The sequence below is a fragment of the Streptomyces microflavus genome, from assembly GCF_014650075.1.
Taxonomy (GTDB): domain Bacteria; phylum Actinomycetota; class Actinomycetes; order Streptomycetales; family Streptomycetaceae; genus Streptomyces; species Streptomyces microflavus.
The window spans coordinates 362,739-385,728 of the sequence record NZ_BMUG01000011.1 but is presented as its reverse complement, the minus strand read 5'-3'; the positions used below and the strand labels follow the sequence as shown (position 1 = coordinate 385,728).

General features: G+C 71.1%; 22 protein-coding genes. 3 read left to right on the top strand and 19 right to left on the bottom strand.

All coding sequences use genetic code 11. The features are described from left to right. The 5 genes from carA to pyrR all read right to left on the bottom strand — a co-directional run. Nucleotides 1-1,121, bottom strand: a 1,121-nt coding sequence (gene carA, locus IE264_RS30500; RefSeq protein ID WP_190167730.1) for a glutamine-hydrolyzing carbamoyl-phosphate synthase small subunit, incomplete at its 3' end; no start/stop codon positions are given. After that, a complete protein-coding gene (locus IE264_RS30495; RefSeq protein WP_032760863.1) occupies nt 1,118-1,699 on the bottom strand; it encodes a PH-like domain-containing protein in 582 nt (193 codons plus the stop codon). The genes carA and IE264_RS30495, both read right to left, overlap by 4 nt. Next, nucleotides 1,696-2,985, bottom strand: coding sequence for a dihydroorotase (locus IE264_RS30490; protein WP_015607356.1), 1,290 nt, complete (start codon nt 2,983-2,985; stop codon nt 1,696-1,698). The genes IE264_RS30495 and IE264_RS30490 overlap by 4 nt, the downstream gene beginning before the upstream one ends. Before the next feature lie 2 nt (nt 2,986-2,987). Further along, on the bottom strand, nt 2,988-4,007 hold the full coding sequence (locus IE264_RS30485) for an aspartate carbamoyltransferase catalytic subunit (protein WP_015607357.1): 1,020 nt from the start codon (nt 4,005-4,007) through the stop codon (nt 2,988-2,990). A 97-nt stretch (nt 4,008-4,104) separates the two neighbouring features. Continuing rightward, nucleotides 4,105-4,689, bottom strand: a complete 585-nt coding sequence (gene pyrR / locus IE264_RS30480) for a bifunctional pyr operon transcriptional regulator/uracil phosphoribosyltransferase PyrR (RefSeq protein ID WP_018515203.1) — start codon at nt 4,687-4,689, stop codon at nt 4,105-4,107. 221 nt (nt 4,690-4,910) lie between these two features. On the opposite strand from pyrR, the gene bldD reads away from it, so the two are divergent. Continuing rightward, nucleotides 4,911-5,411 (top strand): transcriptional regulator BldD, encoded by a 501-nt coding sequence (gene bldD / locus IE264_RS30475; RefSeq protein WP_006123181.1) that lies wholly within the window; start codon nt 4,911-4,913, stop codon nt 5,409-5,411. Between the two features lie 208 nt (nt 5,412-5,619). Here the strand turns inward: bldD and nusB are convergent, their stop codons facing one another. From nusB to IE264_RS30410, 13 genes are all read right to left on the bottom strand, one after another. Then, the gene (gene nusB, locus IE264_RS30470; protein WP_015607359.1) at nt 5,620-6,051 is read right to left on the bottom strand and encodes a transcription antitermination factor NusB; all 432 of its coding nucleotides are present in this window, start codon (nt 6,049-6,051) and stop codon (nt 5,620-5,622) included. Nucleotides 6,052-6,053: 2 nt separating this feature from the next. Continuing rightward, nucleotides 6,054-6,620: an elongation factor P gene (gene efp / locus IE264_RS30465; RefSeq protein WP_015607360.1), complete on the bottom strand. Its 567-nt coding sequence runs from the start codon at nt 6,618-6,620 to the stop codon at nt 6,054-6,056. A gap of 50 nt (nt 6,621-6,670) precedes the next feature. Continuing rightward, nucleotides 6,671-7,777, bottom strand: coding sequence for a M24 family metallopeptidase (locus tag IE264_RS30460; protein WP_032760864.1), 1,107 nt, complete (start codon nt 7,775-7,777; stop codon nt 6,671-6,673). Between the two features lie 131 nt (nt 7,778-7,908). Further along, nucleotides 7,909-8,787: a Pro-rich N-terminal domain-containing protein gene (locus IE264_RS30455; protein WP_015607362.1), complete on the bottom strand. Its 879-nt coding sequence runs from the start codon at nt 8,785-8,787 to the stop codon at nt 7,909-7,911. Between the two features lie 130 nt (nt 8,788-8,917). Continuing rightward, complete coding sequence (gene aroQ / locus IE264_RS30450; protein ID WP_015607363.1) at nt 8,918-9,358, bottom strand: type II 3-dehydroquinate dehydratase; 441 nt, start codon at nt 9,356-9,358, stop codon at nt 8,918-8,920. After that, nucleotides 9,355-10,992: a 3-dehydroquinate synthase gene (gene aroB, locus IE264_RS30445; protein WP_015607364.1), complete on the bottom strand. Its 1,638-nt coding sequence runs from the start codon at nt 10,990-10,992 to the stop codon at nt 9,355-9,357. Before aroB ends, aroQ begins: the two co-directional genes overlap by 4 nt. Then, complete coding sequence (gene aroC, locus IE264_RS30440) at nt 10,989-12,173, bottom strand: chorismate synthase (RefSeq protein ID WP_015607365.1); 1,185 nt, start codon at nt 12,171-12,173, stop codon at nt 10,989-10,991. The genes aroB and aroC overlap by 4 nt, the downstream gene beginning before the upstream one ends. Before the next feature lie 146 nt (nt 12,174-12,319). Beyond that, entirely contained in the window at nt 12,320-13,147 is an 828-nt protein-coding gene (locus tag IE264_RS30435; RefSeq protein WP_032760865.1) for a shikimate dehydrogenase, read from the bottom strand. Further along, nucleotides 13,144-14,931 carry an endolytic transglycosylase MltG gene (gene mltG, locus IE264_RS30430; RefSeq protein WP_032760867.1) on the bottom strand — a complete coding sequence of 596 codons (1,788 nt, stop codon included), beginning with the start codon at nt 14,929-14,931 and terminating at the stop codon, nt 13,144-13,146. The genes IE264_RS30435 and mltG overlap by 4 nt, the downstream gene beginning before the upstream one ends. A gap of 101 nt (nt 14,932-15,032) precedes the next feature. Next, on the bottom strand, nt 15,033-15,506 hold the full coding sequence (ruvX, locus tag IE264_RS30425) for a Holliday junction resolvase RuvX (protein WP_015607368.1): 474 nt from the start codon (nt 15,504-15,506) through the stop codon (nt 15,033-15,035). Between the two features lie 8 nt (nt 15,507-15,514). Continuing rightward, the gene (gene alaS, locus IE264_RS30420; RefSeq protein ID WP_015607369.1) at nt 15,515-18,184 is read right to left on the bottom strand and encodes an alanine--tRNA ligase; all 2,670 of its coding nucleotides are present in this window, start codon (nt 18,182-18,184) and stop codon (nt 15,515-15,517) included. Continuing rightward, entirely contained in the window at nt 18,184-18,531 is a 348-nt protein-coding gene (locus IE264_RS30415; RefSeq protein ID WP_032760872.1) for a DUF6167 family protein, read from the bottom strand. The genes alaS and IE264_RS30415 overlap by 1 nt, the downstream gene beginning before the upstream one ends. A gap of 7 nt (nt 18,532-18,538) precedes the next feature. After that, entirely contained in the window at nt 18,539-18,997 is a 459-nt protein-coding gene (locus tag IE264_RS30410) for a DUF948 domain-containing protein (protein WP_032760875.1), read from the bottom strand. 241 nt (nt 18,998-19,238) lie between these two features. Between IE264_RS30410 and IE264_RS30405 the strand changes: the two genes are divergently transcribed. Next, on the top strand, nt 19,239-21,449 hold the full coding sequence (locus tag IE264_RS30405; RefSeq protein ID WP_032760878.1) for an ATP-binding protein: 2,211 nt from the start codon (nt 19,239-19,241) through the stop codon (nt 21,447-21,449). A gap of 17 nt (nt 21,450-21,466) precedes the next feature. Here IE264_RS30405 and rpsD read toward each other — a convergent pair whose 3' ends face one another. Next, nucleotides 21,467-22,081, bottom strand: coding sequence for a 30S ribosomal protein S4 (rpsD, locus tag IE264_RS30400; RefSeq protein ID WP_015607373.1), 615 nt, complete (start codon nt 22,079-22,081; stop codon nt 21,467-21,469). A gap of 188 nt (nt 22,082-22,269) precedes the next feature. Here rpsD and IE264_RS30395 point away from each other — a divergent pair, with 188 nt between their 5' ends. Next, the gene (locus tag IE264_RS30395) at nt 22,270-22,971 is read left to right on the top strand and encodes a DUF2470 domain-containing protein (protein ID WP_015607374.1); all 702 of its coding nucleotides are present in this window, start codon (nt 22,270-22,272) and stop codon (nt 22,969-22,971) included. The last annotated feature ends 19 nt before the right edge of the window (nt 22,972-22,990 follow it).

The window sequence follows — 22,990 nt, the reverse complement described above, 5'->3', positions numbered from 1 at the left end:
ATCAGAGAAACGAAACGATCGAACAAGTACGCGGCGTCATGCGGACCCGCCGCCGCCTCGGGGTGGTACTGGACACTGAAGGCGGGACGGTCCAGGAGCTGCAGACCTTCAACGACCTGGTCGTTCAGGCACACGTGGGAGACCTCCGCGCGCCCGAACCTGGTGTCGGACACCCTGTCCAGGGGCGCATCGACGGCGAAACCGTGATTGTGCGCGGTGACCTCGACCTTGCCGGTCGTGCGGTCCTGCACCGGCTGATTGATCCCCCGATGCCCATACTTCAGCTTGTACGTACCGAAGCCGAGCGCCCGGCCCAGAATCTGGTTACCGAAACAGATACCGAAAAGCGGCGTCGACCGCTCCAGAACACCCTGCATCAGGGCGACCGGGTGATCGGCCGTCGAGGGGTCACCGGGACCGTTGGAGAAGAACACACCGTCCGGGTTCACCGCGTACACCTCCTCCAGCGTCGCCGTCGCCGGCAGGACGTGCACCTCGATGCCGCGCTCCGCCATCCGGTGCGGCGTCATCCCCTTGATACCGAGGTCGACCGCGGCAACCGTGAACCTCTTCGTCCCGATCGCGGGAACGACGTACGCCTCCTTCGTCGCCACCTCGGCGGAGAGGTCGGCGCCGGTCATCTCGGGGGCCTGACGCACCCTGGCCAGCAGCGTCCCCTCATCCGCGATCGCGTTCCCGGAGAAGATTCCGACCCGCATCGCCCCCCGCTCCCGCAGGTGGCGGGTAAGGGCGCGGGTGTCGACACCACTGATGCCCACCACGCCCTGCGCCACCAGCTCCTCGTCCAACGACCGCCGCGAGCGCCAGTTGGACGGCCTACGCGCAGGATCACGGACCACATAACCCGACACCCAGATACGCGCCGACTCCGGATCCTCGTCATTCACCCCGGTGTTCCCGACATGCGGAGCCGTCATCACCACCACCTGCCGGTGGTATGACGGGTCGGTCAGCGTCTCCTGATAGCCGGTCATGCCGGTGGAGAACACCGCCTCGCCGAAGGTCTCCCCCACGGCCCCGTAAGCACGGCCACGGAACGCACGGCCGTCCTCCAGGACGAGTACGGCGGGAGCCTGGGCTCCCCGGGTGGAGATCGTCATCGTGCGGTGCCTTCCGTAGTGGTGCTGGTGAGGTGGGTGACCGCGTCGACCCAGGCCTGGTGCTCGGCCGCGTGGTCGGAGCGGAAGCCGGAGTCGATCAGGGTCTCGCCATGTGCCCAGGTGATGATCAGCAGGCCGCCCTCGGGGAGGACCTTGCCCGCCAGTGCCTTGTCGAGACGGGCCTCTCGCAGGGCCTCGGCCGGGATGAAGAAGTCGCTCGCGCCGGGGCGTACGACGTCCAGGCCGCGCGCGGTGAGCGTGAGCTCGGCCCGGCTGCGGGTGCCGAGGCCGTGCGCCACGATCCGGTCGAGCCACTGCCCGGCGGTGGTGGAGGCGTGGTAGCGCCCGGTGAGCGTGAGGAGCACCTCATCGCCGTCGAAGCCCTCGGGGGTGGCCGTCAGCTCGGGCAGGTCGGACTGGAGCCTTCCGCGCCACTTCCAGCCCTCGCGCATCAGCCAGTAGACGAGGGCGACGAAGACCAGCAGGCCGATCACCCAGGCGATGCGGGCGGACCAGTCCGTCACTTCCGCCGACTTCTGCTCGGCGGCCAGGAGGTACAGGGGGGTCAGTGTTGTCACGCGAGCTTCCCGTCGACGACCGTGGCACGGCCCCGCAGGAAGGTATGGGTGACGCGGCCCGGCAGCTCACGCCCCTCGTAGGGGGTGTTTCGGCTGCGGGACGCGAAGCCCGCGGGGTCCACTGCTCCACGGTATGCCGGATCGACCAGGGTGAGGTTGGCGGGCTCACCCGCCGAGACGGGACGGCCGTGTCCTTCGAGGCGGCCGATGGCCGCGGGGCGGAACGACATGCGGTCGGCGACGCCCGCCCAGTCGATCAGGCCGGTGTCCACCATCGTCTGCTGGACGACGGAGAGCGCGGTCTCCAGGCCCACCATGCCCATGGCCGCCGCCGCCCACTCGCAGTCCTTGTCCTCGTGCGGGTGCGGGGCGTGGTCGGTGGCGACGCAGTCGATCGTGCCGTCGGCGAGCGCCTCGCGCAGGGCCATGACGTCGGCCTCGGTGCGCAGCGGCGGGTTCACCTTGTAGACGGGGTTGTAGGAGCGGACCAGCTCGTCGGTGAGGAGGAGGTGGTGCGGGGTGACCTCGGCGGTGACGTTCCAGCCCTTGGACTTGGCCCAGCGGACGATCTCCACGGACCCGGCGGTGGAGAGGTGGCAGATGTGGACGCGTGAGTCGACGTGGGCGGCGAGGAGGACGTCGCGGGCGATGATCGACTCCTCGGCGACGGCGGGCCAGCCGCCGAGGCCCAGTTCGGCGGAGACGATGCCCTCGTTCATCTGGGCGCCCTCGGTGAGGCGGGGCTCCTGGGCGTGCTGGGCGACGACGCCGTCGAAGGCTTTTACGTACTCCAGGGCGCGGCGCATGATCACCGCGTCGTCGACGCACTTGCCGTCGTCGGAGAAGACCTTCACCCCTGCGGCCGAGTCGTGCATCGCGCCGAGCTCGGCGAGCTTCTTGCCCTCCAGGCCGACGGTGACGGCGCCGATCGGCTGGACGTCGCAGTAGCCGGACTCCTTGCCGAGCCGCCAGACCTGCTCGACGACGCCGGCGGTGTCGGCGACGGGGAAGGTGTTGGCCATGGCGTGTACGGCGGTGAAGCCGCCCGCCGCCGCTGCCCGGGTGCCGGTGAGGACGGTCTCGGAGTCCTCGCGGCCCGGCTCGCGCAGGTGCGTGTGGAGGTCGACGAGGCCCGGCAGCAGGATCTGGCCGGCCGCCTCGATGACGGTGGTGGCGTCGGGGGCCTCGATGCCGGTGCCCACCTCGGCGACGGTCTCGCCGTCGATCAGCACGTCCTGCGGCTCGCCGCCGAGAATCCGCGCACCGCGGATAAGGATCTTGCTCATGGTTACTTGGTCTCCTCGGTACGGGCGGGGCTCTCGGCACGAGCAGGGCCCTCGGGACGGGCAGGGGCTGACAGGGCGGTGTCGGAGCCGCCGAGCAGCAGGTAGAGGACGGCCATCCGGATGGAGACGCCGTTGGCGACCTGCTCGACGACCGTGCAGCGGTCGGAGTCGGCGACCTCGGCGGTGATCTCCATGCCGCGGACCATGGGCCCGGGGTGCATCACGATGGCGTGCTCGGGCATCTTCGCCATGCGCTGGCCGTCCAGGCCGTAGCGGCGGGAGTACTCGCGCTCGGTCGGGAAGTACGCGGCGTTCATCCGTTCGCGCTGCACACGCAGCATCATCACCGCATCGGACTTCGCCAGCACGTCGTCGAGGCTGTAGCTGACGTCGCAGGGCCACTGTTCGACGCCCACGGGCACCAGGGTGGGCGGGGCCACCAGGGTGACGTGCGCCCCCAGGGTGGTCAGCAGGTGGACGTTGGAGCGGGCGACCCGGCTGTGCAGGATGTCGCCGACGATGGTGATCCGGCGGCCGTCCAGGTCGCGGCCGAGGCCGGTGTCGGCGCCGACGAGCCGGCGCCGCATGGTGAAGGCGTCGAGGAGTGCCTGGGTGGGGTGCTCGTGGGTGCCGTCGCCGGCGTTGACCACGGCCCCGTCGATCCAGCCGGAGGTGGCGAGCCGGTAGGGGGCGCCGGAGGCGCCGTGCCGGATGACGACGGCGTCGGCGCCCATCGCCTCCAGGGTGAGCGCGGTGTCCTTCAGGGACTCGCCCTTGGAGACGGATGAGCCCTTGGCGGAGAAGTTGATGACGTCGGCGGAGAGGCGCTTGGCGGCGGCCTCGAAGGAGATGCGGGTCCGGGTCGAGTCCTCGAAGAAGAGGTTGACGACGGTACGGCCGCGCAGGGTCGGAAGCTTCTTGATCGGCCGGTCCGCGACCCTGGCCATCTCCTCGGCGGTGTCGAGGATCAGGACGGCGTCGTCGCGGGTGAGGTCGGCGGCCGAGATGAGGTGGCGCTTCATCTGGGGTTCTCCGGTGGCTGGAGGGCGTGCGTTCAGGCGTGCGGGCGCGCAGGAGTCAGCCGTACGGTCCCCCGGAAGGGTGTACGGAGGGCTCGGGCTACTGCGCGTCCGCGGGAGCGGCCTGCTGGACGCCGAGCAGCACGGCGTCGCGGCCGTCCTCCTCGGCGAGCTGGACCTTGACCGTCTCCCGCAGCGACGTGGGGAGGTTCTTGCCGACGTAGTCGGCGCGGATCGGGAGTTCGCGGTGACCGCGGTCGACGAGGACCGCGAGCTGCACGGCGCGCGGGCGGCCGATGTCGCCGAGCGCGTCGAGTGCGGCGCGGATCGTGCGGCCGGAGAAGAGCACGTCGTCGACCAGGACGACCAGCTTGCCCTCGATCCCCTCGCCGGGGATGTCGGTACGGGCCAGGGCCCGTGCGGGGCGCAGCCTCAGGTCGTCGCGGTACATGGTGATGTCGAGGGAGCCGACCGGCATCTTCCGGCCGGTGATCTCTTCGAGTTTGTCGGCGAGCCGGCGGGCGAGGAAGACGCCCCGCGTCGGAATGCCGAGCAGCACCACGTCGTCGGCGCCCTTGGCGCGTTCGACGATCTCGTGGGCGATACGGGTCAGAACACGGGCGATGTCGGGGGCCTCGAGAACGGGGCGTGCCGCGTTGCCGGTGTCGTCGTGCTGTGCGTCCATAAGAAACGGACCTCCTTCTCCGCCTCACGGGACGGACCTTAAAGGACGTCGAAATTACGTCATCCACGTTACCAGGGCTTGTGTACGGCCCTGGCCCCGCCCCCTGGAGGTGCCGGTCCGGACCATTCGGCTTGACGCATCCAAGTAACGCTGCGTAACCTCACAGTGAGTTACCAGCCACGCGGCGGAGCCGCACACTGTTCCAGCGTCCGGGGAGCCATATGTCCAGCGAATACGCAAAACAGCTCGGGGCCAAACTCCGTGCCATCCGCACCCAGCAGGGCCTCTCCCTCCACGGCGTGGAGGAGAAGTCACAGGGTCGCTGGAAGGCCGTCGTGGTCGGTTCGTACGAGCGCGGCGACCGTGCCGTGACCGTACAGCGCCTCGCCGAGCTGGCGGATTTCTACGGGGTCCCGGTGCAGGAGCTGCTGCCCGGTACGACTCCGGGCGGGGCCGCCGAGCCGCCGCCGAAGCTCGTCCTGGACCTGGAGCGCCTCGCCCACGTCCCGCCGGAGAAGGCCGGTCCGCTGCAGCGCTACGCGGCGACCATCCAGAGCCAGCGCGGTGACTACAACGGCAAGGTGCTCTCGATCCGCCAGGACGACCTGCGCACGCTCGCCGTGATCTACGACCAGTCGCCGTCCGTGCTCACGGAGCAGCTGATCAGCTGGGGCGTGCTGGACGCGGACGCGCGTCGCGCGGTCTCCCACGACGAGAGCTGAGACCTGCCGGGGTCCGGGCAGCCCGCTGCCGCGGACCCCACAGCAGAAACGTGCCGCCGGGCCGGCGGGAGCCTTCGGGTTCCCGCCGGCCCGGCGTTTCTGTCCGTACCAGGGGGTCCGTACCGGGTGGTGCGTACGCCGAAGGGCCCACGGTCGGCTGACCGTGGGCCCTTCGTGGCGTGCGGGCCGAGCGGATCCGGCCAGGAGGTCACTGCTCCCGGCGGAGGTTCGGCTTGAGGTCCTTGAAACGGGCCAGCATGCCGTTCACGAACGACGGGGAGTCGTCGGTGGAGAACTCCTTGGCGAGCTGGACCGCCTCGTCGATCACCACGGCGTCCGGGGTCTCGTCCATCCAGATCAGCTCGTACGCGCCGAGCCGGATGATGCTGCGGTCGACGACCGGCATGCGGTCGATCTCCCAGTCCACGGCATAGGTGACGATGAGGTCGTCGATCCGGTCCGCGTACTGCGCGTACCCCTCGACGAGCTCCATCGTGAATTCGCCCACCGGCGGCTGACGGTCGTCGGTCCGCGAGTGCCGGACCCAGTCCGCGAGGACGCTCTGCACGGACTCACCGCGCTGGTCGGCCTCGAAGAGGATCTGGAAGGCGCGCTTGCGGGCCTTGTTCCGAGCAGCCACGGTTAGCTGTTCACCCGGCCGAGGTAGTCGCCCGTGCGGGTGTCGACCTTGATCTTCTCGCCGGTGGTGATGAAGAGCGGCACGCCGATCTCGTAACCGGTCTCCAGGGTGGCGGGCTTGGTGCCACCGGTGGAGCGGTCGCCCTGGACGCCCGGGTCGGTGTGCTGGATGTTCAGCTCGACCGCGGCGGGCAGCTCGACGTAGAGCACCTCGCCCTCGTGCTGGGCGACGGAGGCGGTGAAGCCCTCGATCAGGAAGTTGGCGGCGTTGCCGACGGCCTTGCGGTCGACCATGAGCTGGTCGTACGTGTCCATGTCCATGAAGACGAAGTACTCGCCGTCCATGTACGAGAACTGCATGTCGCGGCGGTCAATGGTGGCCGTCTCGACCTTCACGCCGGCGTTGAACGTCTTGTCGACGACCTTGCCGGAGAGCACGTTCTTGAGCTTGGTGCGCACGAAGGCGGGGCCCTTGCCGGGCTTGACGTGCTGGAACTCGACGACGGACCAGAGCTGGCCTCCGTCGAGCTTGAGCACCAGGCCGTTCTTGAGGTCGTTCGTGGAAGCCACGGTTGCGGAATCTCCTGGACTGAAGCTGGTGGAACGACCGGGAACGCGCGCTAGAGCGCGAGCAGCTCCTTGGTCGTCATGGTGAGTAGCTCGGGTCCGCCGTCCGCCTCGGGGCGCACGACGAGCGTGTCATCGATCCGGACACCGCCCCGGCCCGGGAGGTGGACCCCCGGTTCGACGGTGACCGGCACACAAGCGTCCAGTTTACCCATGGCTGTCGGTGCCAATTGCGGGTCCTCCTCGATTTCGAGGCCCACACCGTGCCCGGTCCTCTGCTGGAGGCCCTCGCCGTGTCCCGCGGACTCCAGCAGATGCCGGGCCGCACGGTCCACGTCACGGTAGGCGGCGCCCGGCGTCAATGCCTCCCTCCCTGCCCTCTGAGCGGCGAAAACGAGGTCGTAGAGCTCGATCTGCCACTGGGCGGGGGCCGTGCCGATGACGAAGGTCCGGCCGATCTCGCACCGGTAGCCGTGGTAGCTCGCGCCCAGGCGGACGGAGAGGAAATCCCCCTCCTCCACCCTGCGGTCGGAGGGCCGGTGGCGTCCCTGGCCGGAGTTGGGGCCGGTGGCCACGGAGGTGGCGAAGGCGGGGCCGTCCGCCCCGTGGTCGACCAGGCGGCGTTCCAGTTCCAGCGCCAGATGGCGCTCGGTGCGGCCGACCAGGATCGATTCGAGGAGTTCACCGAGGGCCTGGTCGGTGATCTCCGCGGCGATCCGCAGACAGCCGATCTCCTCCTCGTCCTTGACGATCCGCTGCTGCTCCACGGTGAAGCCCAGATCGGCCAGGCGCAGGCGCGGGGCTGCCTTCCCCATGGCACGGTGGCGGGCCACGGTCAGGTCGTGCTCCTCCACTGCGAGCGAATCGGCGCCCGAGGCGGCGGCGAGGCCGGCGGCGGCCACCACCGGATCCTCGTCCGGGACGGGCAGGACGTCGACCCGGAGGGCCTCGTCGGGCCGCCCGTGGCCGGACTCACCGGTCGGGGCGCGGGGGCAGAGCAGGACGTCCTCGCCGGGGCCGAGCAGCAGCACGGCGCCGGGAGGCGCTCCGCCCGCGAGATAGCGGACGTTGGCGGGGCGGGAGACCAGGGCGGCCGCGGACCCCGCGGCGGCGCACCGGTCGCGGAGCAGCCCGCGTCGGACGGCGTGCACCTCAGACATGCTCCGAGCGTACGAGCGGGGGCGGCTCCCCGCCCGGCCAGCGCAGCCGACCGGGGGGAGGGGCGCCGCGGCGCCCTTATATGCGGCCGCGGCACCCTGTAAGCGGTCGATTCCCTCGGAGAGGGCCTGGGCTACCAGGCGGGCGGGGAGGCGATGGAGCGGGCGAGCACGTCGTCCAGGACCCGGGCGGTGGTCTCCACGTCGTACGTCGAGTTGTCGATGATCGGCAGGCCGGAGCCGTACCAGCCGGCCATCCGGCCGTGGATGCGGGCGACCTCCTCGTCGGAGAGCCTGCGGTTGCCGCTGCGGGCGGCGTTGCGCTCCAGCACGATCTCCAGGCCGGGCAGCAGCACGACGGGCAGCAGCCCCGGGCCCACATGGCGCTTCCAGCCGCCGAGGCCGACGACCGGGCGGTCGGGGAAGACGGCGTCGTCGAGGATGCAGGAGATGCCGTTGGCGAGGAAGTTGCGGGCGGCGAAGCCGCAGGTGCGGCGGGCCAGCCGGTACTGGGCCTCGGAGTGGTCGTTCCAGCCGGCCTGCGGGTCCGCGAAGCCGGAGCAGACCCATTCGCGGACGTCGTCCAGGGAGACATGGGCGGTGGGCACCCGGCGGCGGGCCGCCCAGAGCCGGGCCACGGTGGTCTTGCCCGCGCCAGCCGGGCCGATCAGCAGCACGGCGAGCGTGGCGCTGCCGGTGCCGGGCTCGGCGGGGGGTGCGGGCAGCGGTACGGGGCCGCCGGGGGGCAGCTGGACGTACCCGGTGGCCTGGCCGCCGGCGGGCGGTGGCGTGGGTCCGGTGCCGCTCCAGCCGTGCTGGGGGGCCGGAGGCTGCGGGGCGTGCCCCTGGACCGGAGGCGGCGGGGCCTGGCCGGGGGCCGGGGGCGGCGGGGGTATCGGGGGCGGGCCCGGCGGACCGGGGTGGCCGGGGTGCTGGGCCTGGTGCGACCAGCCCGCAGGCCCGTTACCGGGTCCATGGGGCGGCGGCAGTGGGGCCCCCACTGCGTGCTGCATCCGGTGCCACTCCGTCTCGTAACCGCAACTGACGCTGATGGGACGGCCACCGTACCTTCCCGGGCCGTCTCGGGGTGAACGGCCCGGGAGGGTACGAAGTGCCCGCCGGCCGCGCGGGCCGGTACGGGTGTCAGTCCGTCAGTTCGTCGGACAGGGCCCGCAGGGCGAGCCGGTAGGAGCCGATGCCGAACCCGGCGACCGTGCCGGTGGCCACCGGGGCGACCACGGAGGTGTGCCGGAACTCCTCGCGGGCGTACGGGTTGGAGATGTGCACCTCGATCAGCGGGGCGGTGCGCTGGGCCGCCGCGTCCCGCATCCCGTACGAGTAGTGCGTGAAGGCGCCCGGGTTGAGGACGACCGGAATCGAACCGTCCGCCGCCTCGTGGAGCCAGCGGATCAGTTCGCCCTCGTCGTTGGTCTCGCGCACGTCGACGTCGAAGCCGAGCTCCTTGCCGAGCGTGGTGCAGGTCTCGACGAGTCCGGCGTAGGAGGTGGCCCCGTAGACGTCGGGCTCGCGTGAGCCGAGCCGGCCGAGGTTGGGGCCGTTCAGGACGAAGACCCTGCGGGTCACGCGGAGACCTCCCCGTAGGCGGCGAGCAGCACGGCCGGGTCGGGGCCCTCCAGGACGGTGGGCTTGCCGAGGGCGTCCAGGACGATGAAGCGCAGCAGGTTGCCGCGGGACTTCTTGTCGACCTTCATGTTCTCCAGCAGCTTGGGCCACTGGTCGGCCCGGTAGGCGAGCGGCAGGCCCACCGACTCCAGGACCGTGCGGTGCCGGTCGGCGGTGGCGTCGTCCAGGCGTCCGGCGAGCCGGCCCAGCTCGGCGGCGAAGACCATGCCGATGGAGACGGCGGCGCCGTGGCGCCACTTGTAGCGCTCGTTCTTCTCGATGGCGTGGGCCAGAGTGTGGCCGTAGTTGAGGATCTCGCGGAGCCCGGACTCCTTGAGGTCGCTGGAGACGACCTCGGCCTTGACCCGGATGGACCGCTCGATCAGCTCGGCGGTGTGCGGCCCGGCGGGTGTACGCGCGCCCTCGGGGTCGGCCTCGACCAGGTCGAGGATGACCGGGTCGGCGATGAAGCCGGCCTTGATGATCTCGGCCATGCCGGAGACGTAGTCGTGGACCGGCAGCGAGTCCAGCGCGGCGAGGTCGCAGAGCACCCCGGCGGGCGGGTGGAAGGCACCGACGAGGTTCTTGCCCTCGGCGGTGTTGATGCCGGTCTTGCCGCCGACGGCCGCGTCGACCATGCCGAGCACGGTGGTGGGGATCGCGATCCAGCGCACCCCGCGCAGCCAGCTGGCCGCGACGAACCCGGCGACGTCCGTGGTGGCGCCGCCGCCGATGCCGACGATGACGTCGGTGCGGGTGAAGCCGGTCTGGCCGAGCGCCTTCCAGCAGTAGGCGGCGACCTCGACGGTCTTGGCCTCCTCCGCGTTCGGCAGCTGGATCGCGATGGCCTCGTACCCCTGGTCGGCGAGGTCCTGGCGGACCGCCTCACCGGTGTCGGCGAGCGCCTCGGGGTGCAGGACGGCGACCCGCCGGGCGCGGTCGCCGATCAGCTGGGGCAGCTCGCCGAGGAGCTGGTGGCCGACGAGGACCTCGTACGGGTCGGAGCCCGCGGAGCCTGCGACCTGGATGCGGGTGGGGCCCTGCTGTGTCATGCCGGTGTTCTCCACGCCGGGGGCCGCTTGGCCCTCCGGCAGTTCCAGTGCGTCGATGATCGCCTGGGCGACCTCTTCGGGGGTGTTCTCGTCGGTGGCGACGACCGTGCGGGCGACCTCTTCGTAGAGGTGGCGGCGGGCGTCCATCAGCTCGCGCCACTGCCGGCGCGGGTTGACCGCGAGCAGCGGGCGGGCGGCGCCGAGACCGACGCGGCGGACGGCCTCGTCCACGTCCATGGAGAGGTAGACGACCGGCCGGTCCGCCAGCAGCTCCCTGGTCGCCCCGTCCAGGACGGCCCCGCCGCCGAGGGAGAGGACGCCCGCGTGCCCGGCGAGGGCCGCGGCGACGGCCCGGCGCTCCAGGGCGCGGAAGTGCTCCTCGCCCTCGTCGTAGAAGATCTCCGCGATCGGCTTGCCGGCCTCGGCGACGACGTCCGCGTCGGTGTCCCGGTAGGTGGTGCCGAGCCGGGCGGCGAGGAGCTCGCCGACGGTGGACTTGCCGACGCCCATCGGGCCGACGAGGACGACCAGGGGGCCGCTCATCGGATCTGGAGGTTGTCGAGGTACGACCGGACGTTGCGGGAGGTCTCGGGGACGCTGTCGCCGCCGAACTTCTCCGCGACCGCGTCGGCCAGGACCAGGGCGACCATCGCCTCCGCGACGATGCCCGCGGCCGGGACGGCACAGACGTCGGAGCGCTGGTGGTGGGCCTTGGTGGCCTCGCCGGTGACGACGTCCACGGTGGCCAGGGCGCGCGGCACGGTCGCGATGGGCTTCATCGCGGCGCGGACCCGCAGCAGCTCGCCGGTGGTGAGCCCGCCCTCGGTGCCGCCGGAGCGGCCGGAGGTGCGCCTGATGCCCTCGTCGGTGGCGACGATCTCGTCGTGGGCCTTCGAGCCGGGGACCCGGGCCAGCTCGAAGCCGTCGCCGACCTCGACGCCCTTGATGGCCTGGATGCCCATGAGCGCGGCGGCGAGACGGGCGTCGAGGCGGCGGTCCCAGTGGACGTGCGAGCCGAGCCCGACGGGCACGCCGTACGCCAGCACCTCGACGACTCCGCCGAGGGTGTCGCCGTCCTTGTGGGCCTGGTCGATCTCGGCCACCATCGCCTTGGAGGCGTCCGCGTCCAGGCAGCGGACCGGGTCGGCGTCCAGCTTGTCCACGTCGGCGGGGACCGGGTAGACGCCGTACGGCGCCTTCGCGGCGGCCAGTTCGACGACATGGCTGACGATCTCGATGCCCGCGGTCTCCTTGAGGTAGGAGCGGGCGACGGCTCCGAGGGCCACACGTGCGGCGGTCTCCCGGGCGCTGGCGCGCTCCAGGACTGGCCGGGCCTCGTCGAAGCCGTACTTCTGCATCCCCGCCAGGTCGGCGTGGCCGGGGCGGGGCCGGGTCAGCGGGGCGTTACGGGCCAGCTTGGCCAGCTCGTCGGGGTCGACCGGGTCGGCCGACATGACCTGCTCCCACTTGGGCCACTCGGTGTTGCCGACCATGACGGCGACCGGGGAGCCCATGGTGAGACCGTGCCGTACGCCGCCGAGGAAGGTGACCTCGTCCTGCTCGAACTTCATCCGCGCACCGCGGCCGTAGCCGAGCCGTCGCCGGGCGAGCGCCTCCGCCACCATCTCCGTGGTGACCGGGACGCCGGCGGGAAGACCCTCCAGCGTCGCCACCAGTGCGGGGCCGTGCGACTCCCCTGCGGTCAGCCAGCGCAACCTGCTCAACGGTGCTCCCTCATGCTCGCGCCTGAAAATCAAACGGCGCGACCGGGTGCGCGGCCCCGGCCCGCCGCCTTTGATCCTCCCACGACTGTGCGCGGTGTCCGGCCGCCGGTCCAGCAACCGGACGCCTCTTCATCAGGTCGAACGTGTCAGCGGGCCGCGATCGCGGCTTCCCCTGCCTGCCGCATGGCCGCCAGCGGGACCGGGCTCCGGCCTGTCATCTGCTCGACCTGGAGCAGCGCCTGGTGGACGAGGAGGTCGAGCCCCCCGACGACCGTGCCGCCGCGCGCCGACCAGGCCGAGGCGAGGGGCGTCGGCCAGGGCTCGTACAGCACGTCGAAGAGGATGCCGGGGCGCTGCGGTACGTCGGCGGCCACGGAGTCCGTCGTACCGGCCGGGGTGGTGGCGATGACGAGCGGTGCCTCCAGCGCGCGTGCGCCCTCGGCCCAGTCGGCGATCCGGACGTCCACGCCGAGACGCTGCCCCCAGCCCCGCATCTCGTCGCCGCGTTCCCGGCTGCGTACGTAGGCGGTGACCGGTCCGGCGCAGATCACCGCGAGCGCGGCGAGGGCGGAGGAGGCGGTGGCGCCGGCGCCGAGGACGGCGGCGGAGTCGACCTTCTCGACCCCGCGCTCGCGCAGGGCGGCGATCATGCCGGGGATGTCCGTGTTGTCGCCGACCCGTCGGCCGTCCTCGGTGAGAACGACCGTGTTGACGGCCTCCACCGAGGCGGCGGTCGGGCTGATCTCGTCCAGCAGCGGGATGATCGCCCGCTTCAGCGGCATGGTCAGGGACAGCCCCGCCCAGGAGCGGTCCAGCCCCCCGACGAAGCCGGGCAGCGCCGCCTCGTCGACCTCGAACCGGTCGTAGGACCAGTCGTCGAGGCCGAGCTCGGCGTAGGCGGCGCGGTGCAGGACCGGGGAGAGGGAGTGGGCGATGGGCGAGCCGAGGACGGCGGCCCGGCGGGGCCCGTTCACTGGCCGGACTTCCCTTCCTCGTACTCGCGCCGGTTCTTCTCGTGCTCCTCGTTGGTCTCCGCGAAGACGGTCTTGTCCTCGTTGATGGAGACGAAGTAGTACCAGGGACCCGGCGTCGGGTTCATGGCCGAGTGCAGAGCGTCCCCGCCCGGGTTGCTGATCGGGCCGGACGGCAGGCCGATGATCTTGTACGTGTTGTACGGATCGTCGAGCTTCCGGAGATCGTCGACGGCTCCGATGTCCAGGGTGCTCTGACCCTTTATGTAGTTGACCGTGGAGTCGAATTCCAGCCGCCCGACGGTCTCCATGTTGCCGGGCTTGAGCCGGTTGTAGACGACGCGCGCCACCTTGTCGAAGTCGTGCTTGTACTTGCCCTCGACCTGCACGAGGCTGGCGACGGTGATGAGCTCCCACGGGCTCTTCAGGCCGAGCTTCTGCGCGCTGGTGGCCAGGTCGAGCTTGTCGTACTCCTTGTTGGCCCGGGTGACCATCCGCTTCAGCGCGTCCTCGGGCTTCGATCCCTTGGCGACGGGGTAGGCCGCCGGGTACAGGAAGCCCTCCAGCGGATCCTTCACGTCCGGGTTGTCGTCCGCCCACTCGGGCAGGCCGAGCGACTCCGCCTTGGTCTTGGCGACCTTCGCCGTGGAGCCCTTGTCGAGCCCCAGGCGGAGGTCGATCTTCTCGTAGACCGTGGCGTTACGGGTGCCCTCAGGGATCACCAGGAGGTTCTGGCTCTTGGAATCGAGCATCAGCGCGACCGCACTGGCCCCCGACATCTCCTTTTTGAGGAGGTAGACGCCGGCCTGGATCGACCGGCCCTTGGGGTTGCCGTTCTGCGCGGCGACGAAGGCGTCGGAGGACTTGACGACACCCTGTTTGCGCAGGATGTTCGCGATGTCGTAGCCGAGCGCCCCCTCGGGGATCTCGACCTCGACCTGCTCCTCGGTGCCCTCCCCCGCGAAGTCCGCCGGGGCGCCGAACTGCTTCTTCCAGTAGGTGTAGCCGACGTACGACACTCCCCCGAGGCCGCCGACCAGGACGAGGGAGACGACCAGGCAGGCGCAGCCGTTGCGGCTCTTTTTCTTCTTGCCCTTGCCGCCCCGCCGGTCGCTGCCGCTGCGGTCGCGGCGCGCGGAGCGCGAGGAGTCGTCGTCCGGGTCATCGTCGTCGTCGCGGGGCTCGCGGCCGACGGGTTCGTCGGAGCCGGTGAAGAAAGGATGCGTCTCTTCCTGCGGCTCGTCCGGATCCCAGTCCGTCGACGGCTTCTGCTGCTGCTCGGGCTGCTGGTGCTCGGCCTCGCGGCGGCCCGGTGGCTGCGGCGGGGGGTAGGCATCGGGTGTGCCGTAGTAGTCGTGCGATTCGCCGTAGGCCGACTGCTGCTGGGCGTACGGGTCCTGGGGCTCGGCCCCGTACGGCATGGCGCCCTGCTGCCCGGTGTCCCAGCCGCCGTTGTACTGCGGCTGGGCGGGGGGCTGCTGGCCGTACGGGTCCTGCTGGGGCGTGCCGTACTGCTGGTGCTGCTGCGGCTGCTCGTACTGCTGGTGGTTCTGGTGCTGCTGGTTCTGGTCGTACGGCTGCTGCTGCGGGTACTGCTGGTGGCTCTGCTGCTGATGCTGCTGGTGGTTCTGCTGCTGGGCGTACGGGTCCTGCGGATAGGACTGCTGCTGGTCGCCGTACTGGCTCTGGCCGTGGGCGGCCTGCTGGCCTCCCCATCCCTGGTCCCCGTACAAGGGGTCCTCGGGATGCCACGGTTCGGAGCCGGGGCCCCGGCCATACTCAGTCATCGATCCCCTAGAGCCGCGAGACGACGTTCCGTCTCTTCGCTTCGCTGTGCGGTGTTTGTTCGAACCACCGACGCATCGCGCGGAACGTTACCGTATCGCGATCAGACAACCACTTCGACGCCCTCACCCGGGGGATTGCCTGACGCCCGTTCGGACTCCAGAGCGTTCTGAAGGATCACCACAGCGGCAGCCTGGTCGATGACAGACCGGCCCTTCTTGGACTTCACGCCCGAGGCGCGCAGCCCCTGAGTGGCCGTCACTGTGGTCATCCTCTCGTCCACCAGACGCACCGGAACGGGTGCGATCGAACGGGCGAACGTCTGGGCGAACTCGCGGACCTTGGCTGCCGCCGGGCCCTCGCCGCCGCCGAGGGAGCGCGGCAGGCCGAGGATGACCTCGATCGGCTCGTACTCCTCCACGATCTGGCGGAGCCGCCGGTGGGCGGCCGGGACATCGCGTCCCGGCACGGTCTCCACCGGCGTGGCCAGGATCCCGTCGGGGTCGCACGAGGCGACCCCGATCCGGGCGTCCCCGACGTCGACGGCGAGCCGTCGTCCGCGGCGCATCTGTGTCATGCCGCCCGTCACGCCGTCTCGGTGACGAGGCGTTCGACAGCGGCGACGGCGTCGCCGATGGCGGCCGGGTTCGTACCGCCGCCCTGGGCGACGTCCGGCTTGCCGCCGCCACCGCCGCCGAGCGTCTTGGCGGCCGTACGGACGAGGTCACCGGCCTTGAGACCCCGCTCGCGGGCGGCCTCGTTGGTGGCGATGACCGTGAGGGGGCGGCCGTTGGCCGTGGTGAACAGGGCCACGACGGCCGGGCGGCCGCCCTGGATACGGCCGCGGACGTCGAGGACCAGCTTGCGCAGGTCGTCGGCGGAGGTGCCGTCGGGGACCTGGCCGGTGACCAGGGCGGTACCCCGGACGTCCTTGGCGGACTCGACGAGTCCGGCGGCGGCCTGGAGGACCTTCTCCGCGCGGAACTTCTCGATCTCCTTCTCGGCGTCCTTCAGCTTGCCGAGCATGCCCGCGATCTTCTCCGGGAGCTCCTCGGGGCGGCCCTTGACCAGCTCCTGGAGCTGGGCGACGACCGTGTGCTCCCGGGCGAGGAAGTTGTACGCGTCCACGCCGACGAGGGCCTCGATACGGCGCACTCCGGAGCCGATGGAGGACTCGCCGAGCAGCTTGACCAGGCCGAGCTGGGCGGTGTTGTGGACGTGGGTGCCGCCGCACAGCTCCTTGGAGAAGTCGCCGATGGTGACGACCCGGACCCGCTCGCCGTACTTCTCGCCGAACTCGGCGATGGCGCCCTGCTTCTTGGCCTCGTCGATCGACATGACCTCGGCCTGGACGTCGAGTTCGCGCGAGAGGACCTCGTTGATCTTCTGCTCGACGTCGGTGAGGACCGTGCCGGGGACGGCGGCGGGCGAACCGAAGTCGAAGCGGAAGCGGCCCGGGGAGTTCTCCGAACCGGCCTGGGCGGCCGTCGGGCCGAGCGCGTCACGCAGCGCCTGGTGGGTGAGGTGGGTGGCGCTGTGGGCGCGGGCGATGGCCCGGCGGCGGGTGTTGTCGATGGAGGCGAAGACCGGGGCCCCGACCGTCACCTCGCCGACCTGCACGACACCCTTGTGGACGTGGACGCCGGGGACCGGCTTCTGGACGTCACGGATCTCGATCACGGCACCGGTGTCGAGCCGGATGCGGCCGGTGTCGGCGAGCTGGCCGCCGCCCTCGGCGTAGAAGGGGGTGCGGTCGAGGACGACCTCGACCTCGTCGCCCTCGGTGGCGGCGGGCGAGGGCACACCGTCGACCAGCAGGCCGACGATGGTGGACTCGCCGGCGGTGGAGGTGTAGCCGGTGAACTCGGTGGCGCCGGAGTTGTCGGCGACCTCGCGGTAGGCGGACAGGTCGGCGTGACCGGTCTTCTTGGCGCGGGCGTCGGCCTTGGCCTTGTCGCGCTGCTCCTGCATGAGGCGGCGGAAGCCGTCCTCGTCCACGGAGAGCCCCTGCTCTGCGGCCATCTCCAGGGTCAGGTCGATCGGGAAGCCCCAGGTGTCGTGGAGCAGGAACGCCTTGTCACCGGCGAGGACCTGGCCGCCGGCGGCCTTGGTCTCGGTGACGGCGGTCTCCAGGATGTTGGTGCCGCCCTTGAGGGCCTTGAGGAAGGCGGCCTCCTCGGCGAGCGCGACCGTCTCGATGCGCTTGCGGTCGGTGATCAGCTCGGGGTACTGGAGCCCCATCGTGTCGATCACGACGTCGACCAGGTCCTTGACGACCGAGCCGGTGGCGCCCATCAGGCGCATGTTGCGGATGGCGCGGCGCATGATGCGGCGCAGCACATAGCCGCGGCCCTCGTTGCCGGGGGTGACGCCGTCGCCGATGAGCATCACCGACGTACGGATGTGGTCGGCGACGACGCGGAGCGAGACGTCCGTGCCCTTTTCGGCGCCGTAGCGGACGCCGGTCAGCTCGGTGGCCTTGTCCATGACGACGCGCAGGGTGTCGGTCTCGTACATGTTCTGTACGCCCTGAAGGATCATGGCGAGGCGTTCGAGGCCGAGACCGGTGTCGATGTTCTGCGACGGCAGGTCCCCAAGGATCGGGAAGTCCTCCTTGCCGTCACCGGCACCGCGCTCGTACTGCATGAAGACCAGGTTCCAGATCTCCACGTAGCGCTCGTCGTTGACGGCCGGGCCGCCCTCGACGCCGAACTCGGGGCCGCGGTCGTAGTTGATCTCCGAACACGGGCCACAGGGTCCGGGGACGCCCATGGACCAGAAGTTGTCCTTCTTGCCGAGGCGCTGGATGCGCTCGGCGGGGACACCGATCTTGTCGCGCCAGATCTGCTCGGCCTCGTCGTCGTCGAGGTAGACGGTGATCCAGAGCTTCTCGGGCTCCAGGCCGAAGCCGCCGTCCTCGACGGAGTTGGTCAGGGCCTCCCAGGCGTACTGGATGGCGCCTTCCTTGAAGTAGTCCCCGAAGGAGAAGTTGCCGCACATCTGGAAGAAGGTGCCGTGCCGGGTGGTCTTGCCGACCTCTTCGATGTCCGGCGTACGCACGCACTTCTGCACGCTGGTGACGCGCGGGGCGGGCGGCTTGACCTCGCCGAGGAAGTACGGCTTGAAGGGGACCATGCCCGCGGGGACCAGCAGCAGAGTCGGGTCGTCCGCGATGAGCGACGCCGAAGGCACGACGGTGTGACCGCGCTCCTCGAAGAAGCTCAGCCAGCGGCGGCGGATTTCAGCCGACTCCATTAGTGGTCCTCATTCCGGTTGTTCGAGTTGTAGGGGAGCTTGCGGTACGTGTTCGGGTGCGCGGCGGGCCCGCCCGCCTCGACGGCGTAGTGCCGCTGGACGGGGAGGTCGGGGTCGACCGGTGCCTCCAGGCCCAGGGCGCCGCCCAGTTCGGCTTCGCGCCGGACCATGTTGTCGCGGACGTCGAGGGCGAAGTCCTTGAGCTTGTGGCCGGTCTCGATCGCCTTGTCCGCGGCCTGCGCGGCGAGGCTCTCGGGCGTCAGCTGCTTGATCTTGCGGTTGACCTTGGTGGTGGCCCAGACACCGGCGGCTGCGCCGGCGGTGAACCAGAACGTGCGGCGGAACATCGCTGGATCAGTCCTTCTGTCCGCGGGCGTTTCGGCGTTCGCGCTTGCGTCCGCGCGCCGAAGGTACGGTCCGGCCGACGATCACCGTACGGCGGGAGGAGCGGCCGCGCGCCGGTTCCGGTTCGGGCTCGGGGGCGGTGCGGCGGCCGAGGGCCTGCCGTACGCCGTAGCCGAACGCGGCGACCTTGACGAGCGGTCCGCCGAAGGTGGAGGCGACGGTGGAGGAGAGCGCGGAGGCGTTGGAGGTGACCTCCTGGACGTCGCTCGCGATGGCGTCCACCTTGTCCAGCTGGGTCTGCGCGGACCGTACCGTCGCCGAGGCGTCGGCCAGCAGCGGAACGGCCTGTTCGGTCACGTCCGCCACCAGCTTGGTGGTCGCCCTGAGCGTCTGGGCGAGCCTCACCAGCACCACGGCGAGGAACGAGACCAGGATCGCCCAGAAGACGGCCACGAGAATCCCGGCCACCTCTCCACCGGACACTGTGCACCGCTCTCTGCTCGTCGGTCGGCCCCCTCGGGGGCTTGCTCTCCGTCGGTGCGGCCGGCTCCTGCCCGCGCGCCCGATCGTCGTCCCACGAGCCTATCGCGCCGTACATCGCCTCCCCTACCGCATTCCCGGCGGGCCCTGCGGCATTCTCCGGGGGCGGGCCCGGAGTTCGACAACGAGATTGTACGGAGAGCATCCGTGACAGTACTCTGCGTGTTTCATGCGACGCCTGCAGCACCCCTGCCCGAACCCGGACGATCCGGACCCGCGCCCCACCCCTTCCACCGGCAACGTCCCGGCCGAGCTGAACCGGTTCATCGGCCGTGCGGACGAACTGGCCGCGCTGGGCGGGCTGCTGGAGGAGTCCCGGCTCGTCACCGTCGTCGGAGTGGCGGGTGTGGGCAAGACCCGGTGTGTCAGCAGGGTCGCCGCACTGATGGAGAAACGGTACTGCGACGGGGTCTGGCTCGCCGAGCTGTCCCCCGTCCACGATCCCGGCCTGCTGGAACACGCCGTGGCCGAGGCGCTGGGGCTGACCGATCACACCGGCCGGCCGCCGCGCACCGCCCTCGTCGAGCACCTCCGTGACCGCCGGGCGCTGCTGGTGCTGGACGGTTTCGAGCACCTCGTCGACGGCTGCGCCGACCTGGTACGGGAGTTGCTGCGCCGGGCGCCGGGGCTCCAGGTGCTCGCGGCGGGGCGCCGCCCTCTCCTGGTGGACGGTGAAGTGACGTTCACCCTCGCCCCGATGTGCGACGAGGACGCCGTGGAGCTCTTCTGGGGGCGGGCCCGCTCGGTGCGGCCGGACCGGGAGCCGACGGCCGGGGACCGGGCGGCGGCCCGGGAGCTCTGTCACCGCCTCGACGGGATTCCGCTGGCGCTCGAACTGGCCGCCGGGCGGCTGCGCGCGCTCTCGGTCGACCAGGTGCTGCTGCGCCTGGACGACCGGTTCCGGCTGCTGACGGGCGGCAGTCGCGGCGCTCCGCCCCGCCACCGGGCGCTGCGTACGGCGATCGGCTGGAGCCATGAGCTGTGCACGCCCGCGCAGCGGCTGCTGTGGGCGCGGCTCTCGGTCTTTGCCGGGCAGTTCGACCTGGAGGCCGCCGAGTACATCTGCGGCGGCGACGGCCTGGCGGCGGACTCGGTGCTCGATGTGCTGGAGGAGCTGCTGGCCCAGTCGGTGGTGGAGCGCGAGGACAGCGCGGTCGGGACCCGCTACCGGCTGCTGGAGTCGGTCCGCGAGTACGGCGCCGAGTGGCTGGCGGCGACCGGGGACACCCGGCGGATGCGGCGCCGCCACCGGGACTGGTTCCTGGGGCTCGCGACCTGGTGCGAACTGGACTGGTTCTCCGCGCGCCAGGCGGAGGTGGCGGCCCGGATCGACAGTGAACTGCCCAACCTCCGCCGGGCGATGGAGTGCTCCATGGAGAGCCCCGACGAGGTGCATCTGGCGCAGCACCTGGCGGGCTCCCTGTGGTTCTACTGGGCGGGGTGCGGGCGGCTGTCGGAGGGCCGGTACTGGCTGGAGCACGTACTGGAGGAGCCGACCCCGTACGACGCCTCGCGGCTCAAGGTGCTCTGGGTGCTGGGGTATGTGGCGGTGCTCCAGGGCGACGCGGTCGCGGCGGTCTCGGCGCTCCAGGAGTGCCGGGAGGAGGCCGAGCGGGCCGGGGACGCCACGGCAATGGCGTACGCGGTGCACCGCACCGGCTGTCTGGCGATCGTCACGGACGACCCGCCGCGCGCCGAGGAGCTGCTGCGCGAGGCGCTCGGCCGCTATCGGGAGATCGGCGAGCTGAACAGCAATGTGGTGATGGCGCAGGTCGAACTGGCGATGGCGGTGGCGTTCCTGGGCGATCTGGATGCGGCGGCGGCCATCTGCGAGGAGGTCCGGGAAGTCTGCGAGGACCACGGTGAGCGGTGGGCGCTGGCGTACGCCCTTTACGTCCTGGCGTACGCGGCGTTGCGGCGGGGGCGGCCTGAGCAGGCGCGGCAGATGCTCGGGGAGTGCCTGTCGATCGGCCGGACCTTCGACGACCTGCTGTCCACGGCGCTCTCGCTGGAGCTGCTGGCGCTGGTGACGGCGGTGGAGGGGGACGCCCGGGAGGCCGCGGTGCTCCAGGGGGCGGCGGAGCGGATCTGGCCCTCGGTGGGGCTGCCGCTGTTCGGCTCGGTGTATTTCGGGCGGCCGCGGGTGGAGTGCGAGGAGCAGGTGCGGCGGGAGCTGGGGGACACGGCGTACGAGGCGGGGCTGCGGGCCGGGAAGCGGCTGGACCGGGCGGGCGCGGTCGAGCGGGCGCTGGGCGGGGGCGGTGGCGGGGCTCGGGTGCACCGCGACACGCCCGGGACGGACGGGGGTCCTGCTGCCGGGGGAACGCGAAGGCCCGCCGCCTCCCGGATGACAGGGAGGGGCGGGCCGGAGCGCTGGTGAGAGCGGCTACGCCTGGATCAGCGGGCGTAGTACTCGACGACGAGCTGCTCGTCGCAGATCACCGGGATCTCCTTGCGGTTCGGGTCCCGGTCCAGGCGGAAGGCCAGGGCCTTCAGGTTCACCTGGAGGTAGCGCGGGGTCTCACCGTCGGTGTCGTAGCCACCCTCGCGGGCCACCTGGAAGGGGACCTTGGTGCGGCTGCGCTCGCGGACCTGGACGACGTCGTCGGGGCGCACGCGGAAGGACGGCTTGTCGACCTTGCCACCGTTGACCTCGATGTGGCCGTGGACGACCATCTGACGGGCCTGGTAGATGGTGCGGGCGATGCCCGAACGCAGGACCAGGGCGTCGAGGCGGCGCTCGAGCTCGACGACCAGCGCCTCGCCCGTCTTGCCTTCGGCCTTCTTGGCGCGGTCGTAGGCGCGCGCCATCTGGCGCTCGCTGATGTCGTACTGCGCACGCAGGCGCTGCTTCTCCAGCAGACGGACCTTGTAGTCCGAGTTCTGCTTGCGGCCACGGCCGTGCTCGCCCGGCGGGTACGGACGAGCTTCGAAGTACTTGACAGCCTTGGGCGTCAGAGCGATGCCGAGGGCACGCGACTTCTTGACCTTGGGACGCGACTGGTTAGGCACGTTCTCCAGACCTCCGTTGTAGGTTAGGTTAGGCTTACCTTACTCAAGGAGATCGCATGTCTCGCCCTGGGAACACCACTCACGTCACGGACAGCACAGACAGCGGCAGCACATCAGAAGGTGCTGCTACGACGGAAGGCCGATCTGATCGTGGTCAGCCGCGTCCCAGCGGGCTTGAAAACACTCGGATGCCGTCAGCAGCCGAGCGCACACGAACTCTCGTACAGAGTACCTGCTCCGCGCTGCTCGTCGTACCGGGGCTCGATCTGGCCCGTGCGGAGCCCCTGGTCCCGGACAGCAGGAGCGTGGGGCCCGAGGGCGACCTGTTCCTCGAATTCCCCGCGGACTCCCCGGCCGTACGGGCCGCGACGCACGCGCAGGGCGACGAGCTGACCGCCGTGCTGGAGATCACGGACGTCGCCCCGGTCTCCGTACCGCACCGCATCCGCGGCCGGGCCTGGATCTCCGGCTGGCTCACCTCCGTACCCGGTATCGCGGAACCGGGCCGCATGATGCTGCGGCTGGAGTTCGGAGAGGCGTACGTGGACGACCTCTGGGGCGCCGAGGACATCGAGGCGGAGGACTTCCGGGACGCCGCCCCCGATCCGCTGGCCGGCCACGAGGCGGAGCTGCTCCAGCACCTGCACTCCGCCCACGACGACCAGATGCGCACCCTGTGCGGGCTGCTGGGCGAGCGCACGGCGCGGGCCTGCTCCTCCCACCGGCCCACCGCCGTGCCCGTGGCGCTGGACCGCTTCGGGCTGCGGGTCCGGTTCGTGGAGGACAAGGGGTCGTGCTTCGACGCCCGCTTCGAGTTCCCCGAGCCCGTGCGGGACGTCACCGGGCTGCGGCGGGCGATGCACACCCTCTTCGAGGCGGCCGCGTCCTGATACCGGGGGCCGGCTCCCG

Excerpts from the sequence above, each read along its gene's own strand:
- alaS (WP_015607369.1), bottom strand. The coding sequence starts at position 18,184 with ATGGAGTCGGCTGAAATCCGCCGCCGCTGGCTGAGCTTCTTCGAGGAG.
- ruvX (WP_015607368.1), bottom strand. The coding sequence starts at position 15,506 with ATGACACAGATGCGCCGCGGACGACGGCTCGCCGTCGACGTCGGGGAC.
- aroB (WP_015607364.1), bottom strand. The coding sequence starts at position 10,992 with ATGAGCGGCCCCCTGGTCGTCCTCGTCGGCCCGATGGGCGTCGGCAAG.
- IE264_RS30490 (WP_015607356.1), bottom strand. The coding sequence starts at position 2,985 with ATGAGCAAGATCCTTATCCGCGGTGCGCGGATTCTCGGCGGCGAGCCG.
- IE264_RS30395 (WP_015607374.1), top strand. The coding sequence starts at position 22,270 with ATGCCGTCAGCAGCCGAGCGCACACGAACTCTCGTACAGAGTACCTGC.
- IE264_RS30405 (WP_032760878.1), top strand. The coding sequence starts at position 19,239 with ATGCGACGCCTGCAGCACCCCTGCCCGAACCCGGACGATCCGGACCCG.
- mltG (WP_032760867.1), bottom strand. The coding sequence starts at position 14,931 with ATGACTGAGTATGGCCGGGGCCCCGGCTCCGAACCGTGGCATCCCGAG.
- IE264_RS30455 (WP_015607362.1), bottom strand. The coding sequence starts at position 8,787 with ATGCAGCACGCAGTGGGGGCCCCACTGCCGCCGCCCCATGGACCCGGT.
- IE264_RS30415 (WP_032760872.1), bottom strand. The coding sequence starts at position 18,531 with ATGTTCCGCCGCACGTTCTGGTTCACCGCCGGCGCAGCCGCCGGTGTC.
- bldD (WP_006123181.1), top strand. The coding sequence starts at position 4,911 with ATGTCCAGCGAATACGCAAAACAGCTCGGGGCCAAACTCCGTGCCATC.
- pyrR (WP_018515203.1), bottom strand. The coding sequence starts at position 4,689 with ATGGACGCACAGCACGACGACACCGGCAACGCGGCACGCCCCGTTCTC.
- IE264_RS30485 (WP_015607357.1), bottom strand. The coding sequence starts at position 4,007 with ATGAAGCGCCACCTCATCTCGGCCGCCGACCTCACCCGCGACGACGCC.
- IE264_RS30460 (WP_032760864.1), bottom strand. The coding sequence starts at position 7,777 with ATGTCTGAGGTGCACGCCGTCCGACGCGGGCTGCTCCGCGACCGGTGC.